Genomic DNA, 21,554 nt, shown 5'->3' on the forward strand with positions numbered 1-21,554 from the left:
GGATTAATCCAACATTATTTAGAAGAAGCCCGCCATGACCACTCCAAAACATGCTCGCGTACTGATACTTGGCTCCGGCCCTGCCGGTTACAGCGCTGCCATCTACGCGGCCCGCGCCAACCTGAAGCCGATGCTGGTGACCGGCGTTGAGCAAGGCGGTCAGCTGATGACCACCACCGACGTGGAAAACTGGCCAGCCGATCCGCTGGGCGTGCAAGGCCCGGACCTGATGCAGCGTTTCCTGCAGCACGCCGAGCGTTTCAACACCGACATCGTGTTTGACCATATCCACACCGTCAAGCTGCAAGAAAAGCCGATCCGCCTGATCGGCGACAGCCATGAGTACACCTGCGATACGCTGATCATCGCCACCGGCGCCTCGGCGCAGTACCTGGGTCTGCCGTCGGAACAGGCGTTCATGGGCAAAGGCGTGTCGGCCTGCGCCACCTGCGACGGCTTCTTCTACCGTGGCCAGCAGGTGGCTGTGGTTGGCGGCGGCAATACCGCAGTCGAGGAAGCGCTGTACCTGTCGAACATCGCCACCAAAGTGACGCTGATCCACCGCCGCGACAAATTCCGTGCCGAAGCGATCCTGATCGACCGCCTGAACGCCAAGGTTGCCGAAGGCAAGATCGAGATCAAGTACAACCACACGCTGCATGAAGTGGTGGGCGACGATGGCGGCGTTACCGGCGTCAAGATTCAGTCGACCGAGACCGGCGCCATCACCGATGTCACCGTGCACGGCCTGTTCGTGGCGATCGGCCACAAGCCGAACACCGGCATCTTCGAAGGCCAGCTGGACATGCACAACGGCTACATCAAGACCAAAACCGGCACCGAAGGCATGGCCACCGCCACCAGCGTACCGGGCGTGTTTGCCGCCGGCGACGTGCAGGACCACATCTACCGCCAGGCGATCACCAGCGCCGGCACCGGCTGCATGGCCGCGCTGGATGCACAGCGCTACCTGGAAGGTCAGGAGTAATTGCGATGAAAGACTTCGCAGACCTGAAATCGTTGAGCAAGCAGCTCAAGGAGCAGGCTGATGCGCGCGCGACCGCCGAGGCGGAGCGCGCCAAACAGGTGAAAAAGCAGGTGGTGGAAGCCAATCTGTTCCAGTCGTCGCTGGGTGGCGTCAAGCGCATGCCGGCGTCCGACCGCTATGTGCCGCCAAGCGTGCCCAAGGGCGTTGCGGCTTCGGCCGCGCCGGCCCGCAAGCTGACCCAGGCCGAGGATGACGCGGCGGTGCTGCGCGAATCGCTGTCGGACCTGTTTGAAGTCGATCACTACCTCGAAGACGATCCGGCGCTGAATTATTCGGCGCCGGGCGTCGGTCCGGATGTGATGAAGAAACTGCGCAAAAGCCACTGGCCGGTGCAGGATGAGCTGGACCTGCATGGCATGAACCGCGACCAGGCGCGCGATGCGCTGGGCGCGTTTCTGACCAGGGCGCAGCAGCGCAATCATCGCTGCGTGTGCGTGATCCATGGCCGTGGTTTTGGCTCGCGTGGCCAGGAGCCGGTGCTGAAGTCGATGGTGCACAGCTGGCTGGTGCAAAAAGGCGTGGTCGCCTTCTGCCAGGCGCGCAACAACGAAGGGGGCGAAGGCGCACTGATCGTGCTGCTGCGCGCCGCCCTGCAACCGACGCGCTAAACGCGCACGGCGCTCCGCTGCCGGGGCTGCCCCCGCTTACAGCTTACCGTAGTGCGGGTTAGCGCTGGTAGCGCTCCAGCCAGTGCGCGTATGGCGCTGGCAGCACCCACGATGGCCGCTCTTTCTTCAACGCCAGCGCCGTGTGATAGGCGTAATGCGGATTCGACAGGAAGGCGCGGCCGATCATCACCAGATCCATCTGTCCGTCAGCCACCACGCGATCAGCCACCTCGGGATCATCGATCCCCCAAGACGACGCCACCGGCAAGCCGGCCTCCTTGCGCACGCGCTCGGCAATCGGCGCCAAAAACGCCGATCCCCACGGCACATTCGCATCCGGCGCCGAGAAACCGACGCTGACGTTCAGCAGATCCAGCCCGCCGTCGCGCATCGCCTTGGTCACAGCAATGGCTTCAGCCAGCGTTTCCTCATCGCGCCCATCGAACTCGATGACGCCAAAGCGCGCCGTCAGCGGCAGATGCTCCGGCCACACCGCGCGCACTGCCGCCAGCGTCTCCAGCAGGAAGCGGCTGCGGCCGTCGAAGCTGCCGCCATACGCGTCATCCCGCTGATTGGCGGCAACCGAGAAAAAGCTCTGCGCCAGATAGCCATGCGCAAAGTGCAGCTCCAGCCACTCAAAGCCGGCATCCAGCGCGCGTTGCGCGGCGGCAGCAAAGTCCGCCTTCACACGGGCGATATCATCCAGCGTCATCGCCTTCGGCACTTTCGGCAAATGCTGGCCGAACGCCAGCGCCGACGGCGCGATGGTGTCCCAGCCATCCGCCTGGCTGGACGGAATATGGTTATCGCCCTCCCACGGCTTGTTGGCGCTGGCCTTGCGGCCCGCATGGGCGATCTGGATGCCAGGCACGGCGCCGCCGGCCTTGATGGCGGCGGCAACACGCTTCAGGCCGGCAGCCTGCTGATCGTTCCACAAGCCGAGGCAGCCGGGCGTGATGCGGCCTTCCGGCGCCACGGCGGTGGCCTCGACAATCACCAGGCCCGGGCCGCCACGGGCGATGCTGGCGTAGTGTGCCTCGTGCCAGTCGTTGGTCAGGCCGTCGACGGCGCTGTACTGGCACATCGGCGGCACGGCGATGCGGTTGCGCAGGGTCACGCCTTTCAGCGTGTAGGGTGCGAATAATGCAGTCATGCGATTCCTTTACTGTTGAGCGCGCTTGGCGGCAGCAGCCAGGCCGTCGATCCATTCCTGGTGCGCATTCAGCATCGGATTCGGTTGGATGACGGCCAGCTCGCGGGCCGGCTGGCCGTTCTGCGTTTCCTGGGTCAGGATGCGCACGCGACCGCCCGGCAGGTCTTCAAACAACCAGGCGTGATGCACGTCCAGGCGCGATGTGGCGTCGCCCTCCACCCAGCCGTGCCACGCTATGCGCGCAGCTTGGCCGGTGACTGGCGGCACATACTCTACCACTTCCGCCTCGACCGCGAAGCCGAAGGTAGTAAAACGGAAGCGCGCGCCGGCGCTCAGCATCGGGCCGGTGCCGTCGTGGAAGCGGATCTCCGAGGCATTGCTGTAATACGCCGGCCAGGCGCGCGTGTCGTCCAGCTGCTGCCAGACCTCGGCGGTGCTGAGGCCAGCCACGGTGATTTCATTGGATACATAGTTGTCGGTGGTGCCTGGCAGATAGGCCTGCGGCCAGATGATGTCGCTCATGGTGAACTCCTTTTTTTCAAGCCACCATGATCCGATCCGGACTAAAATAAATCCAATCGATATTTTTTATCCCTAACATCATGCCAGCTGATATCAGAACTTTCGACTTCAACCTGCTCAAGGCGCTGGACGCCTTGCTGGACGAACGCAGCGTCACCGGTGCCGCCGAGCGCTTGTCGCTGACGCAGCCGGCGGTCAGCGGCATCCTGACCCGGCTGCGCGAACATTTCGACGATCCCTTGTTCGTGCGTGCCCAGCGCGGCATGGTGCCGACCAGCCGCGCGCTGGAGCTGGCCGGCCCGGTCAAGCAACTGCTGGCGGAAGTGGAAAGCATGCTGCGCCCGCAAGGCTTCGAGCCTTCCAGCGCCAGCCTGACGCTGACCATCGCCGCCACCGACTATGCGCTGCGCGCGGTCATGGTGCCTTTCCTGTCGGCGCTGCGCAAACAGGCGCCGGGCATCCGCGTCGCCGTGGTACCGGTCGCCGACAGCCTGCACACCCAGCTGGAACGCGGCGATGTCGACCTGGCGTTGATCACGCCTGAAACCTCGGCGCCGGATCTGCATACCCAGTTGCTGTTCGACGAGCGCTACGTCTGCGTGCTGCGCGCCGGTCATCCGGACGCCGCCGCCCCGCTGTCGCTGGACCGCTTCTGCGCGCTCGATCATGCGCTGGTGTCGTATAGCGGCAGTCCATTCGCCGGCGCCACCGACAAGGCGCTGGCGGCGATGGGCCGCCAGCGGCGCGTGACGCTATCGGTCACCAGCTTCCTGGTGCTGCAGGATTTCCTGCGCGTCAGCGACATGGTCGCCGTGGTGCCGCACAAGCTGGCCATGGTCACTGACGGCCTGGCGCTGCTGGAACCGCCGCTGGCCATCCCCGGCTTCACCAAAATCGCCGCCTGGCATGAGCGCACCCACCGCGATCCGGGCTGCGCCTGGGCACGCGCACTGTTGTTTGCAACGTGTGAAAGCTTAATATGATGCAACAACTCTACCGGACATGCGACGGCCATGTTAACCTACGAGCATTGCAACCTTGTCCATTCGCCTAGATGAAGCACGTCCCGGTTCACGTCTCACTGATTACCATCATCGAAATCATGGCAATCCTGGTCGGGGCGTTATCGGGCTTCGTTGAAGCGCGGCGCAAGCGCATGGACATTGTCGGCGTGTTCACGGTGGCCTTCATTGCCGCATTCGGCGGCGGCACGCTGCGCGACATCCTGCTCGACAAGCGGCCGCTGTTCTGGGTCATGCACCAGGAATACGTGATCCTGATCTTCGTGCTGACGCTGGTGGCCACGCCACTGATGAAGACCGTGCGGCAGATCATTTCCGAACGCGTCATCGTGGTAGCCGACGCCGTCGGCCTCGGGCTGTTTGCGGTGGCCGGCGTGGCGCAGGCGCAGGCAGCGCATATGCCGCTGTTCATCGCCTCGATGATGGGCGTTATTACCGGCATCTTCGGCGGCGTGCTGCGCGACATCGTCTGTAACGAAGTGCCGATGGTGCTGCGCGACGGCAAGCCCTACGCCATCTGCGCCTTCTTCGGCACCTGGCTATTCATCGGCCTGCAATACATCGATACGGTTTCCGATGACGCGGCGCTGTGGATCAGCGCCGCGTTCATCGCCATCCTGCGGCTGGTGACCTGGAAGTTTGACCTGCACATCCGCAGTCACCATTAACCTCAGAACGAGTACTGCGCCAGCACGGTGTAGCGTGGGCCGCTCATGAAGACCTGACGGGTGAAGTCGCCCGCATGCTGCTGCATGATCTGCCGCGTGTACGAGTTGGTCAGATTGGTCCCTTCCAGGCCGACACGGAACTTGTCCGTGAAGTCATAGAAGATCGACGCATCCACCTGACCGTACGAAGCCTGGTACAGCGGCAGGCCAAAGGCCTGGTCGTTGTTGGTCGTCGGGATCAGGAAGCGGCCGGCGCCGGAGTCCGGATTGGTGTTCAGGCCATTGTTGCCACGGCTGCCCCACTGATTCACGCCCAGCAGGTAACGCGAACGCCAGTTGTAGGCCAGGCGCATCGACAAGCCATCGCGCTCGTACATCACCGCGAAGTTGACCGTGTTACGCGACAGACCTTGCAGCGGCGTCTTGCCGAACGCGCGCGCATCGGTGTCGCAACCGTTGATGCTGAGGTTGAAGTTGGACGAGGCGTCACTACCCGAGCACCATACGTCAAACACCGGGTCTTTCAGCGTGCGTTCGCTCTTCACGTAGGTCCAGCTGGCCTGCGTACCGATGCCGCGCAACCAGTCCGGCACAAAATCGTAATACTGCTGGTGGGCGATCTCGAAACCACGGGCAAAGCCCTTGGCGCCGTTGACCGGGCCGGTGACCACGAAGGTCTGCTCCTTGCCAGTGATATCTTTAGCCTTGTAGCCGTAGTTTTTGGTGATGATGATGTCCTTGAGGTCCTTGTTGAACAACGAGAACGTCAGCGAACCGGCCTTGGCAAAGTACCACTCGGCGGTCAGGTCGACGTTGGTCGACGTGGTCGGCTTCAGCAGCGGATTGCCGTCGCTGGTGCCGGTCAGGCTGGTGCCGTCGAGCCGCACACCGGTGGTGGCGCCGGAGGCATCCTTGGTGGTGGTTTGCAGGTGCTGGGCGCTCAGCGTGGTCTGCACCTGCAACTGGTTGAAGTCCGGCCGCGCCATCGCCTTGGCCACCGCGAAGCGGAACTGGAGCTCGCTGCTGGCCTTCATGCGCAGGTTCAGGCTAGGCAGCCAGTTGTCGTAGGAATTCTTGAACGACTGGGCATCGGCGAACTTGGCGATCTCGATCAGCTTGTCGCGGCCGGTCACCGGCGCGCCGGCTGGAATTTCCGGCACCGACGGCGGCGTGAACGAGACGTAACCACTGCCGGCGCTGCGGGTCCGCACGTAGCGGATACCGACGTTGCCGTCGATCGGATACTTCAGGTCATCCCAGCCGAAGCGCAGCTGCGTATAGGCGGCGCGGGTCTTCTCGGTCTGCGTGTTGGTGGCGGCCGGATCGTTGAAGGTGGCAGCCTTCCACGGATCGCAGGTCGAGCCTTGCTCCTTGCACAGGACATCGTGATAGGCGTGGATCTTGCTCCATTGCTCCGGGAAGCCGCGCACGGTCGCCTCGTCGGCAAACAGCATCGGCGGCAGACTGTATTTGCCGCCAAAGAAGTTGTCGATGGTCTGCAGCGAAGCACCGCCGGCGAAGCGCGGATCGCTCAGGCGCGCCACGCCCGGGATCTGCCAGCCTTCCATCCACGGGAAGGTAATTGCCTGCCAGTTGTAGAATTTCTGCGCCTTGTGGTTTTCGCCTTCGCGGTCGGCCATGCGCACGCCAAAGCGGATGTCGCGCAGCACCGGATCATCGAACGAATACTTGACGTCGGATTTCCAGGCTTTCTGGGTTGCCTTGGCGTTGTCCAGCGCTTCCTGGGTGTAGGCCCAGTAGTAGTTCTTCGCATCGGCCATATACGCTGCCGACCCGAGGCCGATCTGCGGCACTTTGCCGGTCATGTCCATGGTCTGGTTCGGCAGGATGAAGCCGGTCGAGACGTCGGCGTCGAAGCCCTCGGTGGTCGAACGCACATGCTGGAAGTCATTGGTCCAGGTCAGATCCGGCGCGATACGCCATTGGACGTTGAGGGAAATGTCGCGGGTGGCGGATTCACGCGTGTTGATACGCTGCGAGCTGTTGAATGGCGAACCCTTGTAGGTCGGATTCGAAATGGTGCCGCTCTGGAACGCGCCATTGCTGTCGAATACCGCATCGGCGCTGGCCACCTGCTGATACCACTTGTCCTCGGACGAGGCGACCACGTGCTCGTCCAGGTCCTCCTTGTACTTGGTCTTGAAGTAGGTCAGCGCGGCGGTCAGGTCCTTGTTCGGGCGCCATTGCAGCGCGGCGTAGTCGCCACGGCGGGTGCGGTCGAAGTCCTGCGAGCGGTAGCCGACGCCCAGCGGTATCCATTGGGTCTTGCTGCGGTCGTACAGCGCCGGGTCGGTCGAGTTCACGTGCGGGAAGTAAGGATCGACACCGACGCCGTCCGAGCGGCTCGGGCTCTTCGCATGGGCGAAGTCGATCAGCGCGCCGATTTCACCAATGTCGGTATTCCAGCGGTTCGACAGCAGGATGGTGGCGGTCGGCGACGGCTTGCCCTTGCGCAGCGTGGAATACGATTCCGACGCGCCCATCGTGCCCTTGAAGCCCTTGTAATCGAATGGCATGGCGGTGCGCAGATTGACCAGGCCGGCAACCGCACCCTCCACCTGTTCGGCGGACGGATTCTTGTAGACATCGACGCCGGACATCAGTTCCGGCGCCACGTCGGCGAAGCCGAGCGAACGGCCACCGCCGGCCGAGAAGGCGTCGCGGCCGTTGATCTCGGAACGCACATACGTCAGGCCGCGCACCGATACGCCGGAGCCCTCGACCGACTGGCGGTTCGGATCGCCCGCCATATTGCGGTCGATGGTGACGCCGGCGATACGCTGCAGCACCTCGGTGACCGAGCGGTCCGGCAGCTTGCCGATGTCTTCGGCAACGATCGAGTCGACCACCTCGTCCGACTCCTGCTTGAGTTTCTGCGCCGATTGCAGCGCGGCGCGCTGGCCACTGACCACCACCACCGGTCCTTCGCTGGCGGTCTGCGCTGTTGTTTGCGCCCAAGCCGGGCTGGCGTGCAACACGACAATCTGTGCGACCGCAGCGGCGATCGCGGTTTTCTGTAACTTACTCACTGTCTCTCCCCCTCATATAGGTGTTTTTTTGTATTGCTGACTGCTGCTGGCTAGGTTCTTTTACGCGTGCGCCTCCATAAGTTTTTTGTTTTCGGTATGTGATGAAACAGCGGCGGCAGCCTGGCTGGCGACATAGGCGCCGTGATCCGGCATCAGCGCCACCGCCTGCGTGATCATGTCGCGCAGGCCGGCAAAGTGACCGTGCACCGTGCGGATGTCGACCCGCCCGGCCAACGGGTCGTAACGCTTCGGCAGCGCGCCCAGGCCCATCATCATCGCCACGAAAGACGGCTCGGCGAAGCCGCCGCGATCGACGATCGCCACGCGTCCGGTTTCGCGGAACAATGCGATCTGGTGGCGCAGCGAATCAGGGATCGGCATGGCGGCGCAGTAGCGCCAGAAGTCCGAATCGTCACGCCTGGTCAGCTTGTAGTGCAGCACGATGAAGTCGCGCACCGATTCGTAACGCAGGCTCATCACGCGGTTGAACTCATCGGCCAGCGCCGGGTTGCAATCGCGCTCCGGGAACAGTTCCAGCAGCTTGCCGACCGCCGTTTCGATCAGGTTGATGCTGGTCGATTCCAGCGGCTCGACGAAGCCCGCCGACAGGCCGATCGCCACCACGTTCTTGTCCCAGGATTTGCGCCGGCGCCCGGTGACGAAGCGGATCTGGCGCGGCTCGTCCAGCGCTTCGCCGTCGAGGCCGTCAAGCAGCACGCGGCGCGCCTGCTCGTCAGTGGTGAAACCGTTGCTGTACACATGGCCGTTGCCGATGCGGTGCTGCAACGGGATGCGCCATAGCCAGCCAGCCTCCTTCGCGGTGGAGCGCGTGTACGGCGTCAACTGCGGCGCCGAGGCGCAAGGCACGGCCAGTGCGCTATTGCATGGCAGGTAGTTGCTCCAGTCCTCGTAGCCCGCCTTCAAGGCGCCTTCGATCAGCAAGCCACGGAAGCCCGAGCAGTCGATGAACAGGTCGCCTTCGATACGGCGGCCATCGCGCAGCTTGATGGCGGTAACGAAACCGCTCTCCGCATGCTGTTCAACGTCGACGATCATGCCTTCGATGCGCTGCACACCGCGCGCCACGGCGTAGTCGCGCAGATACCTGGCGTACAGGCTGGCATCGAAATGGAAACCGTAGGAATAGGCATCGGTCACGCCCGGCTTTTCCTCGTTCGGCGGAACGAACTTGCCGTGGCGTGCCATGACGGATGGCATCGACCAGTTTTCCAGATCCGGCATGTTGTTGAAGGCGCTGGCCAGCCGCAGCCAGTGCTGGTGCGCGGACAAGCCGGCCAGCGGCGGGCCGAAATCGCCGAAGGCGTGGAAGAAGCGATTGCCGACGTGGCCCCAGTCCTTGAACTCGATGCCCAGCTTGTAGCTCGCCTTGGTCTTGGCGACAAAGTCGTCGGCATCCAGACCCAAGGCGGCGTTGTAGGCACGGATCGTCGGCAAGGTCGCTTCGCCGACGCCGATGGTGCCGATCTCGGGCGATTCCACCAAAGTTACTTCGCACGGCTCGGTAGGGTGGCGCAACAGGCGCTGTGCCAGCGGAGCCGCAGTCATCCAGCCGGCCGTGCCGCCACCGACGATGACGATCCTGCGGATGGCTCCGCCATGCATCTCATTGCTGTTCATGGTGTCTCCTGCCAGGTTCAGAAGGAAACTGCTATGACAACGTTTTCATTTGTCTTGAAATAAAAAGCCGTGAAGGCATGGGTGTCACCGGATGACAGGGCGAGTTGCTCCACAGCCATAGCGATGGCCGTTTGTGATAACGTTTTCAATTGTGTCTCCCGTATTTTTATGTCCAGCATCAGGTGCCGGTAAGGCACGCTAACATTAATGCGGCCGCCGAACAAATAGTTGCGGCAAAAGGACGCTGTTTAACTGGATTCACTAAATAACGGTCAACAGAATAAAACCATGGTGGAACCGCGATTTAAATAAAGTTTGCTGAGCTGGCTGCGCTTCCGACGAAATCCGGTAGCGCTTCCACCATCAAATCACAGCAAAAAAAATGCCGGCAAGGCCGGCATGGTGCATGTATCGAAACAGCAACTCAGTCGGCGACGCTACCGCCGGCCGGCACGCCATAGCGGTCCGCCTGCACCGCGCCGCTGACGCCGTGGGTGCGGACATCGGCTGTGATCGGCAGCATCTGCTTGTTCCAATCTTCCCATTGTGCTTTCAGCTTGCCAAACACTTCCGGGTGGCGCTTGGCCAGGTTGGCACGCTCGCGCTGATCCTTGACCACGTCGAACAGAAACTCATTCTTGCCGATTTTCAGATACTTCCAGTTACCCGCGCGAATCGCCCGCTGGGCGTTGGCCTTGTAGCGCCACAGCAGCGTGCGCTCAGTATTGGACGACCGGCCCAGCACGATGGGCAACAGGTTGGCGCCATCCGCCGGATAGGATGGATCGGGCGTGCCGCCGGCAGCCGCCAGCAGGGTCGGCAGCCAGTCCATCGAGATCGCCACCTGTTCGCTCACCTGCCCTGCCTTCACCTTGGCCGGCCAGCGCAGGATGGCCGGCACACGGATGCCGCCTTCCAGCAATTCGGTCTTCTGGCCGGTCAGCGGCCAGGTCTTCGAGAAGCGCTCGCCGCCGTTGTCGCTGGTGAAGATGACGATGGTGTTGTCGGCCAGCCCCTTCTTCTCCAGCGCCGCCAGCACACGGCCGATCGACGCATCCAGCGATTCAACCATGCGGCCGTAGGTGGCCAGGTCGCCGCCATCGTAATGGAAGATGTTGTCGATGTTGCGCGAAATCTCCTCGTCGCCCGGCCCCTCCCACGGCCAGTGCGGCGCGGTGTAGTGCAAGGACAGCAGGAAGGGCTTGCCGGGCTGCTGCCTGTTGACGAATTCGACCGCGCGTGCACCCAGCAGGTCGGTGTAATAGCCGATCTGCTGCACCGGCACTTCGCCTTCATACAGGTCTTCCTTCACATTCGGGCCGACGCCCGGCTTGTGGGTGAAGTAGTCGATGGCGCCGCCGTAGTTGCCGAAGAAGCTGTCATAACCGCTTTTCAGCGGGCCGAACGTTGGCAGATAACCCAGGTGCCACTTGCCGATCAGCGCCGTGCCGTAGCCCTGCTTCTTCAGCAGCGACGGCAGCGTCGGGTGCGATGGCGGCAGGCCCAGCGTGTCGGAGGCACCGGCAATCGGTTCCTCCAGCCCGCCGCGCAGGCGATACTGGTAGCGGCCGGTAATCAGCGCGAAGCGCGTTGCCGAGCATACCGCCGAGTTGGCGTAGGCCTGGTTGAAGCGGATGCCTTGCGCCGCCAGCCGGTCCAGATGCGGCGTCTTGAAATCGGTCTGGCCGTAGACGCCAAGGTCGGCGTGGCCAAGGTCGTCGGCCAGAATGAAGATGATGTTGGGCTGATCATTGCCGGCCGCCGTCGCGGATGGCAGATAGTTGGCCAGCGCCAGCGCAGGCAGCGATTGAAGGATGCGGCGGCGGGTGTTATTCGTCATGCTGTATGTCTCCTTTTAGAAATCTGCGCGGGCGGTCAGGCCCACGGTACGCGGCGTGCCGATGATGGCGTTGTACGCGCCAAAGCTGGTGTTCCACAGGCTGGTGTAGTACAGCTTGTCGAAGGCGTTCTTGGCCCACAGCGACACATCCCACTTGGCGCCGCCGGCCTTGAAGCGCGCGCCGGCCGACAGGTTGGTCAGCGCGTAAGCGGGAATCCTGGAATACTTCGACGCGTCCAGGGTGCCGTACACCTCGGTGCGGTAGGAAGTGTTGGCGTTGAAGTAGGCTTCCACGCCTTCGGCCACAGCATGCGCGTACTGTGCGTTCAGGCTGCCGGTCCAGCGCGGCGCGTTGACCAGCGCGTTGCGACCGGACAGGTTGCACGAGGTGGCGCTGATTTCAGGCGGGCATGGCGCGTTGGTGTATTTCAGGTACTTCACATCGTTGAAGGCGCCGTTCGCGCCCAGCGTGAAGCCGCGCGCCACCAGGAAAGTCGTCTCCAGTTCGACGCCACGGCTGCGCACATTGCCGGCGTTGGTCAGGTATTGCGACTGCGTGGTCGGGTCATAGGCGTTGTTCTGGTAACCGTGCACCACGTTGGCAAACACGCTGGCGTTGATCTGCGCGCGGCGTTCCCACAGATTGCTCTTGATGCCCAGCTCGAAGTTGTTGGCCTTCTCGTTATTCACCTTCAGCGAGGCGATGCCTGCCGCACCCGGCACGGTCAGGTTGATGCCACCGGATTTCTCGCCGTGCGACAGGCTGGCGAAGCCCAGCACATCGGTGTCGATCTTGTAGGCCAGCGTCAGCAGGCCGGACGGGCTGAGGTTGTTCAGATTGATTTCGCCGGAGTTGAAAGCACCATAGCGGGCGTTGCGCGAAGCCAGCGCGGCGCCGGTGACGCTGGCGCCGCCGGTCGGCGCGTAGCGGATCTCGTAGGCGCGCTTGTCTTCATAGGTCGCGCGCAGGCCGGCGGTCAGGTCCCATTGCGGATCGATGTGCCAGATCGACTGGCCGAACAGCGCGTAGCTGTTGACGCGCAGGTGGCCATCGGCCAGGCTGCTGACGTTGTTCCAGGCGTTGTTCGGCGTGCCGTTGAACTGGTCGGCCAGCGGGCCGTTGACGCTGAAATTGGTGTTGTCCAGATTCTGATAGTAGTAATACGCGCCCACCACCGACTCCAGCTCGCGTCCCTGCGGCGTGGCCAGGCGCAGCTCCTGCGTGAACTGACGGTGGCGCGTCAGCGCACCGACATTGAGTGTCACCGGCTTATCCAGGCCATCGTCATTGCGCGGCGTGAAGTTCCAGAAGCGGAAGGCGCTGATCGAGGTGAACTTGTAGTCGTTGTCCAGCTTGTAGTTGGCCTCGGCCGACAGGCCGCCCTGATGCACGCTGACATGCGAGCCGCTGTCCAGGTTGACCTGGTACTTGCCCGGATCGGTCGTCACCCGCGCGCCGATGGCGGCGGCCTGCGTCAGCCAGCGGCCGCTCGGGCCGGCGCTGTAGAACACCATGGTGCCGTTGTTCGAGTCTTCCTCGTTGTAGTCGGCGATGATGCGGGCGCTCAGCTTGGCGTCCGGCTCGAACAACAATTGCGCGCGCACGCCCTGGCGGTCGCCGCCCTGCACCTTCTTGCCGTTGTAGAGGTTGGTGATGTAGCCGCCTTCATGCGTCTTGTAGACCGACAGGCGGCCGGCCAGCGTATCCGAAAACGCCCCCGAGACGCTGGCCTTGCCCTGCGCGTACTTGTCCTGGCCGAGCGACAGCGATGCCGTGTTCTCGCTGCGGAAAGTCGGCTGCCTGGTGGTGATGTTCAGCACGCCGGCGGTGGTGTTCTTGCCGAACAGCGTGCCTTGCGGGCCGCGCAGCAACTCCAGCTGCTGTACATCCAGCGCGTCGAACGCGGCCATGCCAGGCCGCGCCAGATAGACGTTATCCAGGTACAGGCCGACGCTGCCCTCCAGGCCATCGCTGGCGGTGTTGTTGCCCAGGCCGCGCACGGCAAAGCTCAGCTGGCGCGCATGGACAAAGTTGACCGTGGTGCTGGGCAGCAGTTGCTGCAAGTCCTGCACGCGGTACACGCGGTTGTTCTCCAGCGATTTGTCGTCCAGCACACTCATGGTGGTTGGCACGCTTTGCGAGGTTTCATTGCGGCGACGGGTGGAGACGGTCACGCTGGCAATCACTTGCGCAACATCGGCAGCGGCGGCGGCGGCGGCATTGGCGGCGCCTTCCTGCGCGGCCTCACCGCTGGCTGCGGCGGCGGCCACAACGGCGGTCGGCGCGGCGGCACTGGCTTCCACGGCGGTATCGGAGATGCCGGCCACCGCCAGCAGGGCCGCATTCTGCGCCTGTGCCGACGGCACGCAGGCAAAGGCGAGTCCATAAGCCGTGGCGACGGCGACGGCGAGTTTTTTCTGTTGCATGATCAGGGCTTTCGTTCTGAGAAAGGTGTAAGGAGTCCCGCACGCCGGCATGCGGGCCGGCGCGTTGTTGTGTGAGTGAGGACGCGGTTATTGAGTGGCTATGCGAAACTTGCCTGGCTCGGGCGGGATCACCGCTTTTTCAGAGCGTGGCGTGCCTTCCGGCACCCAGCTGTAAGGCACCGGCTGGGCGCGATACAACCAATTGCTCAGCACCGGCTTGCCCGCGCCAGCCACTGGCGTCGGCGCGAAGTAAGGGCTGATGTATTCCCAGGCGATGTCGCCTTTCGCAGTCACCTGGAAGATGCGGCCGTTCATGCCCTCATCGATCAAGGTATTCCCGTTCGGCAGACGGCGGGCGCTGCTGATGAAGGAGCTGTAAAAGCCCCAGTCCGGCCCGTTGGAATCGCTGCCCGTGTATTCCCATACAACCTGCTTGTTGATCGGATCGATTTCCAGCACCCGCGAGCGCGGCTGCACGCCAACGCTGACACGCGGATAGCCAGCCTCGCCCTGGTTATCGAACACCAGGATATTGCCGGCGCCCGGCAAGCCCTGCTCGATCAGGTGCGCATCATGCTGGCCGACGATCTGGTCGACCGGGCGCGGCAGCACACGCGGGCCGCGTGCCTGCTCCGGATAATCCGGCCCCAGGTTCCACACCACCTTGCCAGTCTGCTTATCGATGATGACGATGAAGTTGGCTTCGCGCGAATCGATCAGGATGTTATCCGGATGGAAGCGCTGATCGCCGCCGTCATGCCATTTGTTTGGTCCCAGCACCGACATATTGTTGATGTGCAGATAGTCAAACGGCACGCCCTTGCCGCGTGGCGACGCCCCCTCCCTCACCAGCTTCAGCGAGGCCGCCGAAAAACCGAATTCGTTCAGATGCTCGGACGCCACCCACTGCCACACGATGTCGCCCTGCTTGTTGACTTCGTAGATCACGTCGTCCAGCACCTGCGGCGCGCTGAAACCCTTGACCGGATGCACCAGGTTGGCCAGCACCAGCGTGTTGCCGTTCTTCAGGCGGCGCCAGTCATGGTGCTGCTTGGCGCTGCCGCCAGGCACTTGCGCATTAGCCTTGCCTTCGACCGGCGCGGCGTAGGCATCCTGCGCGCTGCTGGCCGCGCCCCACTGCCAGACCACGTTGCTGTTCCAGTCCAGCTCACCGATCGCCTGGTTGTTCAGGCCATTGCCCTGGTTGAAAGTGCCGGGCGCGCTGGCCAGTTGCAGCAGCACGTTGCCGCGCTTCCCGCCGGTCAACGCCGGATCGAGCAACACCGGCGGGAAGCCTTCGGCGTTCCAGCTGTGGACCTCGTTGCCATTCATGTCGATCAGATGGGTTTTCTTGTCCTGGCCGCTGAAGATCACGTAGCTGTTGTACGCGGTGGCGGTGTCGTAGCGGGTAACACCGGTGGGATAAACGCTGGGCGCAGCGCCCAGGTTGGCGGCGATGGACAACAGGCACAGGGCGGCGATCTTCTTGGTCATGAGGCGATCTCTTGAAATGTAGACAGTGTGTCTATATTACGGATTCACCTAGAAATCTCGAACTAATATAACCAATAAAGAATATGCAAAAACTGCCTTAATCGGTGCAGGACAAAAAAAATGCCGGCAAGGCCGGCATTCCGAATAAAGCTGAAACAGGTTTACACTGCGTCCGGGCCAGTCTCGCCGGTGCGGATGCGGATCACCTGCTCGACGTTCTGCACGAAGATTTTGCCGTCGCCGATCTTGCCGGTGCGCGCAGCCTTGATGATGGCGTCCACCACTTGCTCGGCCACGCCGTCATCCACCACCACTTCCACTTTGACTTTCGGCAGGAAGTCGACCACGTATTCAGCACCGCGATACAGCTCGGTATGGCCCTTCTGGCGACCGAAGCCCTTGACCTCGGTGACGGTCAGGCCGGTGACGTTGACCTCGGCCAGCGCTTCACGTACCTCGTCCAGCTTGAACGGCTTGATCACTGCGGTAATCTGTTTCATGACTTCTCCTTATATCCAAATCGAAAATCCGGGCGCAGCTGACTGCATGCTTTGGTTCTATTGTAATCGACCGTAGCGTGCTGTCCATGCACATAAGCTTATTCTTGAGGATTCTTTATTCTTGCACCGGAATGGAGCGCAGTTCTTCCATCCAAACAACGCTTTGGGCGTCACTTGGCGCGCGCCAGTCGCCGCGCGGCGACAGCGAACCGCCGCTACCCACCTTCGGTGCATTCGGCACGCAGCTGCGCTTGAACTGGCTGGTACGGAAAAAGCGGTCGAGGAAGATGCCGAGATTCTTCTTGATCGCTGCCAGGTCGTACTGGTTGCGCGTGACGTGATCGCCATCCGGCCAGCGGCCCTGTTCCTTGTCCTTCCACGCGGTGTGCGACAGGAACGCCACCTTGGAGGGATTGAAGCCGAAGCGCAGCACGTAGTACAGATTGAAGTCCTGCAGTTCATAAGGGCCGATGGTGCTTTCGGTGCGCTGCTCCGGCTGGCCGCCGGCGGTGCCGGGCACCAGTTCGGGACTGATTTCGGTGCCGAGGATATCCAGCAGCACCTGCGCATCGTTGCGGCCAATGACGCCGGATTCAGCCACCCAGCGCACCAGGTGCGAAATCAGCGTCTTCGGCACGCTGGCGTTGACGTTGTAGTGCGACATGTGATCGCCGACGCCGTAGGTGCACCAGCCCAGCGCCAGCTCGCTCAGGTCGCCGGTACCGATCACCAGGCCACCGTGGTGATTCGCCAGGCGGAACAGGTGATTGGTGCGTTCGCCGGCCTGCACGTTTTCAAACGTGATGTCGTACTGCGCCTGGCCTTCCGCATACGGATGGTTCAGGTCTTTCAGCATCTGGATGCAGCTTGGGCGGATGTCGATTTCCTGTGCCGAACAGCCCACCAGTTTCATCAGCGCGTGCGCCTGCTTCAAGGTGCGCTCGCTGGTGGCAAAGCCGGGCATGGTGTAGGCCAGGATGTTGGTGCGCGGCAGATTCAGCTTGTCCATCACACGCGCGCAGACCAGCAAGGCATGCGTCGAATCGAGTCCGCCGGACACGCCGATCACCACCTTCTTCAAGCCGCTGGTGACCAGGCGCTGCGCCAGCGCCTGCACCTGGATGTTGTAGACCTCGTTGCAGCGCTCGTCGCGACGGCGCGCGTCGGCCGGCACATACGGGAAGCGTTCGACGCAGCGTTTCAGCGCCAGCGGCTGATCGCGCTCCATCTCCAGGTGGAAGAACACGGTGCGGAACTTGCCCACTTCGGCCGCATGGCGCTGCACCGATTGCGCGAACGTGTTCATGCGCATGCGCTCGCGCGACAGGCGTTCCAGGTCGATGTCGGCGAAGGTCAGCGTCGGCTCGTCGATGAAGCGTTTCGGTTCCGCCAGCAACTCGCCGTTTTCGTAGATCACGCCCTGGCCATCCCAGGCCATGTCGGTGCTGGACTCGCCGCCGCCGGCCGAGGTGTACAGATAAGCGGCGATGCAGCGTGCCGATTGCTGGCCCACCAGCTGGTTGCGGTAATTGGACTTTCCGACCAGCGCATTCGAGGCCGACAGATTGACCAGCACCGTGGCGCCGGCCAGCGCCGCAAACGACGACGGCGGCACCGGTACCCACACGTCTTCGCAGATCTCGACGTGAAACTTGAACAGCGGCAGGTCGCCCACTTCAAACAGCAAGCCCGAGCCGAATTGCACGCGTTCGCCGAGCAGGTCAATTTCCGTGGCGGTGGCGTAGTCGGCGCTGCTGAACTGGCGCGCTTCGTAGAACTCGCCGTAGTTGGGCAGATAGCTCTTCGGCACCACGCCCTGGATCTGGCCGTTGGCGATCACCACCGCGCAGTTGTACAGCTGATGCTCGACGCGCAGCGGCGCACCGACCACAATCGCCATCTTCCATTGCAGCGAAGCGTCCAGAATCGCGGCCAGGCCATCCAGCACACCGTCCAGCAGCGCGCGCTGGTGGAACAGGTCGTCACAGGTGTAGGCCGACAGGCCCAGTTCAGGAAACGCCACCAGCGCCGCGCCTTGCGCAGCGGCTTGTTCGGCCAGCAGGATGGTCTGCTCAGCGTTATAGGCGGGATCGGCAATGCGGCACACCGGCGCGGCAATGGCGACGCGGGCGAAATCGTGGGTGTACAGATTGAAGAAGTTGTTGGCCATGTCAAGTCTTCCGGCGTTGGCAAAATCCGATTATCGCACGGGCAAAGCTCGCCCGCATGCGCTAGACTGGCAGCTCATCAAGCATGGAGGCAGTGTGGCAGCAGCAGAGTTTACGATCATCGACTCATTGGCAGAGATCGACCCGGCGCAATGGCAGGCGCTGGCCGGCGACAATCCCACTCTCAGCTACGCTTTCCTGCACGCGCTGCACGAAACAGAATGCGCGTCGCCGCGCACCGGCTGGAGTCCGCGCTACCTGATCCTGCAACGCGACGGCGAACTGCACGCCGCCATGCCGCTCTACCTGAAGGAACACAGCCGTGGCGAATACGTGTTCGACCACGCCTGGGCCGATGCCTTCCATCGCCACGGCATACCGTACTATCCGAAATTGCTGTCGGCGGTGCCGTTCACGCCGGTGACCGGCAGCCGCCTGCTGGCGCGCAATGCCGAAGACCGGCAACTGCTGGCGCGCGCCGCCCTGCAGGTGGCGCAGCAGCTGGAAACGTCGTCGCTGCATATCCTGTTCCCCGACGAGCAGGACAAACAGGCGCTGGCCGACGCCGGCTACATGCTGCGCGAAGGCGTGCAATTCCATTGGGAAAATCACGATTACGCCGATTTCGACGCCTTCCTCGCCACCATGAAAATGGACAAGCGCAAGAAACTGCGCCAGGACCGCCGCCGCGTGGCCGATGCCGGCATCCACTTCGAGCACTTGGCCGGCAGCGCCATCAGCGACGGGGTGCTGCGTTTCTTCTACAGTTGCTATGTGTCGACCTACCAGGCGCATTTCTCGAAGCCGTATCTGTCGCTGGCGTTTTTCCAGCGCCTGCTGGCCGACGTGCCCGACAGCCTGATGATCGTGCTGGCCAAGCGCGGCGACCAGCCGGTGGCGGTGGCATTAAACTTGGTCGGCGGCAACGTGATGTATGGCCGCTACTGGGGCACGACCGAGTTCGTCTCGGGCCTCCACTTTGAAGCCTGCTATGTGCAGGCGATCGACTACTGCATCCAGCACGGCATCGCCAGTTTTGAAGGCGGCGCCCAAGGCGTCCACAAGATGTCGCGCGGGCTGGTGCCGACGCCCACCTGGTCAGCCCACTGGATTGCCGATGAGCGCTTCGCCGATGCAATCGCCGATTTCCTGTCGCAGGAAACCGCCGCCATGAATGATTACATCGACGAGTTGTCAGAGCACGCGCCGTTTAAAAGTAATAGCCAGCCTGCAGATTGATACGACGCGTAAAGCCGTCATGCTGGCTGGCGGTCGACGCCAGGCCGCCGCCATCCGGTGACAGATACGGGTGGTGCTTGCCCCACATGAAGTCGGCGTAGAACAGCCATTTTCCGGCCGAAAAACTCAGGCCACTGACATTCTGCACCGAGTTCTTGTAATTGCTGACGCGCTTGCGCAGCATGCTGTAGTCGTTGTATAGCTTGAAATCCTTGAACGGCCCCAGCCTGCCCGGCAAGTCGTAGCTGACGTTGGCGATATAAATATCGCCTTTGGACGCCACCGGATACGGATAACCGAAACCGCCCAGCATCACAAAACTGTTCGGATCGAGTCCGCCGTAGGTCTGGCTGGCGCTGTGGCTGGTTTTATAGTTGTAGCGCAGCGCCTCCAGCGCCACATTCCACGGCCCGGCGCCGCCACGATAGTGCACCGCCACGGCGTTGCGGCGCGTATCGCGGCCAGCGCTGCGTGTATCGTTGCGAATCGTGCCGGTCAGCGCGGAGAAGCCGACTTCATTGCGCCGCGTATCATCCAGAAAGGCGGCGACGCGGCCAATCATCGTATTGCGCTCATGGTCGCGCTGACCAGTGCCATAGCCTTGCTGGTCGTCATCCGGAACGATGTTGTAAGAGTAGCGGTTGGACGCGCCAGCGGTATTGCTGCCGCCGCCATATGAGCCGCCGTCACGCGGATAGAAGCCGACTTGCCATTCGACCGGCCCGGGCTTGCTGGCGTAAGTGAGGCCGAGATCAAACTTGTCCTCAAATCCAGCGTAGAAGGCAATCGATTCGTAGTAGTTATTGGAAGTGAACGGCGCCAGGCCGAACATGTTTTTATCGAGGCCGACATGCAGCGTACTCTTGTCGGCAAAGCGCATGCCGACCCAGCCATGTTGCAGGAAGTGCTGCCAGTAGCCACCCTGCCCCTTCGGGAAGCGGTTGTAGCGGTATTGCGCTGAACCGATCAGCGTGCCATCGTCGTACTTGAGATCCAGACGTGCGGTATCCAGACCAAAGAAACCGCGCGGATACTCGTCCTGCCAGCTCTTGTGTTCGTAATTAAAGCGGACCGCGCCGCCCAGATTCCACGGTGTATCAGCCGTATCAGCCGCCGCCACACCGCCCGATAGCAGCATCAACGCCGCCATTGCCGCACCCGTGGTGCTTGCATTCTTCTCAGACATAAGTCCCTCGTTCTGATTAGGGGGCATTATTGTAAGGCAAGACATCAGATGAGCCGCGTTCGATTGACCCGCTGGATGAACATACATCAGGGAAACCCTTATACGGTAGAATAACGGTATGCACATCTCCCTGGTTTAAGTATGAATCCAGTTTTCTTCACAGTAATTTCCGTCGAGGCTATACTTTGGCCCCCTTGGAAAGTTTTCTAGGACGTGGCAAAACAGTATGAATGCAGATTTTATAAAACAACGTAGTCGGTTCAAATCCGCCACGATGAAGCGGATCGACGTCAGCGAAGAGGCGTACACCAACGTCACCAACATTCTGGCGACCATCGCCAAACCATTCCACGTGCGCAAAGGTGAGTACCTGCAGCGTGCCGGCGTGCCGGCTACGCAGGTGCACTGGCTGGCCAGCGGCGTGGCGCGCAGCGGTTTCTTCAACCGCGACGGCGTCGAAGTGACGCTGCGCTTCTACCGTGAGGGTGAGTCGGCCACTACCCTGACCGACCTGATCAACGGCGAAACCGGCCAGCCCGCCGTGCAGTTCCTGATCGCGGAAACGCCTATCCACGGCTTTACGCTGGACTGGAAACTGGCTTGCGAGCTGCGCGCGCAAAACGAGGTGATGCAGAACTACCATCTGAACATCGCCATGCACGGTCTGCAAACGCTGGCCCAGCGCGCCTACAACAGCGGCGAGACCTCGGCGCAGGAGCGCCTGGCGGCCTTCCGCGAAGAGTATCCCGGCCTGGAAGCGCGCATTTCGCAACGCGCGATCGCGTCCTACCTGGGCATCACGCCGCAGTATATGTCGCGCCTGCGCCGCGAGGCCGAAGCCAGCGCCACGGAAGCTGCGGAAGCGGTCGACACCGCGCGTCAGACGTAATAAAAAAGGCTCTTCACGGATTACCGGGAAACGCGGCTTTGATCTTCAGGAAAAAGAAGTCGGAGTCGCGGTAGCCATAGGCCATCCGTTTCATTACCTTGA

Annotated in this window: 16 protein-coding genes; 6 read left to right on the top strand and 10 right to left on the bottom strand. The window is 62.4% G+C overall.

All coding sequences use genetic code 11. The features are described 5' to 3' along the window. Positions 1-34 precede the first annotated feature (34 nt). On the top strand, positions 35-988 hold the full coding sequence (gene trxB, locus BLS51_RS16425) for a thioredoxin-disulfide reductase (protein WP_090183601.1): 954 nt from the start codon (positions 35-37) through the stop codon (positions 986-988). A gap of 5 nt (positions 989-993) precedes the next feature. Beyond that, positions 994-1,656 carry a Smr/MutS family protein gene (locus BLS51_RS16430; protein WP_090183598.1) on the top strand — a complete coding sequence of 221 codons (663 nt, stop codon included), beginning with the start codon at positions 994-996 and terminating at the stop codon, positions 1,654-1,656. 58 nt (positions 1,657-1,714) lie between these two features. Here BLS51_RS16430 and BLS51_RS16435 read toward each other — a convergent pair whose 3' ends face one another. Continuing rightward, positions 1,715-2,809, bottom strand: coding sequence for an NADH:flavin oxidoreductase/NADH oxidase (locus BLS51_RS16435; RefSeq protein WP_090183596.1), 1,095 nt, complete (start codon positions 2,807-2,809; stop codon positions 1,715-1,717). Positions 2,810-2,818: 9 nt separating this feature from the next. After that, positions 2,819-3,331 (bottom strand): SRPBCC domain-containing protein, encoded by a 513-nt coding sequence (locus BLS51_RS16440; protein ID WP_090183593.1) that lies wholly within the window; start codon positions 3,329-3,331, stop codon positions 2,819-2,821. 80 nt (positions 3,332-3,411) lie between these two features. Here BLS51_RS16440 and BLS51_RS16445 point away from each other — a divergent pair, with 80 nt between their 5' ends. Together BLS51_RS16445 and BLS51_RS16450 are read left to right on the top strand one after the other, a co-directional pair. Continuing rightward, a complete protein-coding gene (locus tag BLS51_RS16445) occupies positions 3,412-4,314 on the top strand; it encodes a LysR family transcriptional regulator (protein WP_090183590.1) in 903 nt (300 codons plus the stop codon). A 71-nt stretch (positions 4,315-4,385) separates the two neighbouring features. Then, on the top strand, positions 4,386-5,021 hold the full coding sequence (locus BLS51_RS16450) for a trimeric intracellular cation channel family protein (protein ID WP_090183588.1): 636 nt from the start codon (positions 4,386-4,388) through the stop codon (positions 5,019-5,021). A gap of 2 nt (positions 5,022-5,023) precedes the next feature. Here the strand turns inward: BLS51_RS16450 and BLS51_RS16455 are convergent, their stop codons facing one another. The 7 genes from BLS51_RS16455 to BLS51_RS16490 all read right to left on the bottom strand — a co-directional run bounded on the left by BLS51_RS16455 (position 5,024) and on the right by BLS51_RS16490 (position 18,140). Next, on the bottom strand, positions 5,024-8,071 hold the full coding sequence (locus BLS51_RS16455) for a TonB-dependent receptor (RefSeq protein ID WP_090183585.1): 3,048 nt from the start codon (positions 8,069-8,071) through the stop codon (positions 5,024-5,026). Between the two features lie 60 nt (positions 8,072-8,131). Continuing rightward, a complete protein-coding gene (locus tag BLS51_RS16460) occupies positions 8,132-9,709 on the bottom strand; it encodes a tryptophan halogenase family protein (protein WP_229207577.1) in 1,578 nt (525 codons plus the stop codon). 424 nt (positions 9,710-10,133) lie between these two features. After that, positions 10,134-11,549 (bottom strand): sulfatase family protein, encoded by a 1,416-nt coding sequence (locus tag BLS51_RS16470; RefSeq protein ID WP_090183583.1) that lies wholly within the window; start codon positions 11,547-11,549, stop codon positions 10,134-10,136. Positions 11,550-11,564: 15 nt separating this feature from the next. Then, complete coding sequence (locus BLS51_RS16475) at positions 11,565-13,976, bottom strand: TonB-dependent receptor (RefSeq protein WP_090183581.1); 2,412 nt, start codon at positions 13,974-13,976, stop codon at positions 11,565-11,567. 87 nt (positions 13,977-14,063) lie between these two features. Then, positions 14,064-15,470, bottom strand: coding sequence for an aryl-sulfate sulfotransferase (locus BLS51_RS16480; protein ID WP_090183577.1), 1,407 nt, complete (start codon positions 15,468-15,470; stop codon positions 14,064-14,066). 161 nt (positions 15,471-15,631) lie between these two features. Continuing rightward, positions 15,632-15,970, bottom strand: a complete 339-nt coding sequence (locus BLS51_RS16485; RefSeq protein WP_019922031.1) for a P-II family nitrogen regulator — start codon at positions 15,968-15,970, stop codon at positions 15,632-15,634. Between the two features lie 115 nt (positions 15,971-16,085). Further along, a complete protein-coding gene (locus BLS51_RS16490; protein WP_090183575.1) occupies positions 16,086-18,140 on the bottom strand; it encodes an NAD(+) synthase in 2,055 nt (684 codons plus the stop codon). 94 nt (positions 18,141-18,234) lie between these two features. On the opposite strand from BLS51_RS16490, the gene BLS51_RS16495 reads away from it, so the two are divergent. Further along, the gene (locus tag BLS51_RS16495; protein ID WP_229207576.1) at positions 18,235-19,377 is read left to right on the top strand and encodes a GNAT family N-acetyltransferase; all 1,143 of its coding nucleotides are present in this window, start codon (positions 18,235-18,237) and stop codon (positions 19,375-19,377) included. Here BLS51_RS16495 and BLS51_RS16500 read toward each other — a convergent pair. After that, positions 19,349-20,563 carry a hypothetical protein gene (locus BLS51_RS16500; protein WP_229207575.1) on the bottom strand — a complete coding sequence of 405 codons (1,215 nt, stop codon included), beginning with the start codon at positions 20,561-20,563 and terminating at the stop codon, positions 19,349-19,351. The two genes, BLS51_RS16495 and BLS51_RS16500, sit on opposite strands and share 29 nt — an antisense overlap. Positions 20,564-20,837: 274 nt before the next feature. Between BLS51_RS16500 and BLS51_RS16505 the strand changes: the two genes are divergently transcribed. Next, on the top strand, positions 20,838-21,452 hold the full coding sequence (locus BLS51_RS16505) for a Crp/Fnr family transcriptional regulator (RefSeq protein WP_090183570.1): 615 nt from the start codon (positions 20,838-20,840) through the stop codon (positions 21,450-21,452). Positions 21,453-21,554: the final 102 nt, after the last annotated feature.

The organism is Duganella sp. OV510 (assembly GCF_900100205.1).
Taxonomy (GTDB): Bacteria; Pseudomonadota; Gammaproteobacteria; order Burkholderiales; family Burkholderiaceae_D; genus Rugamonas.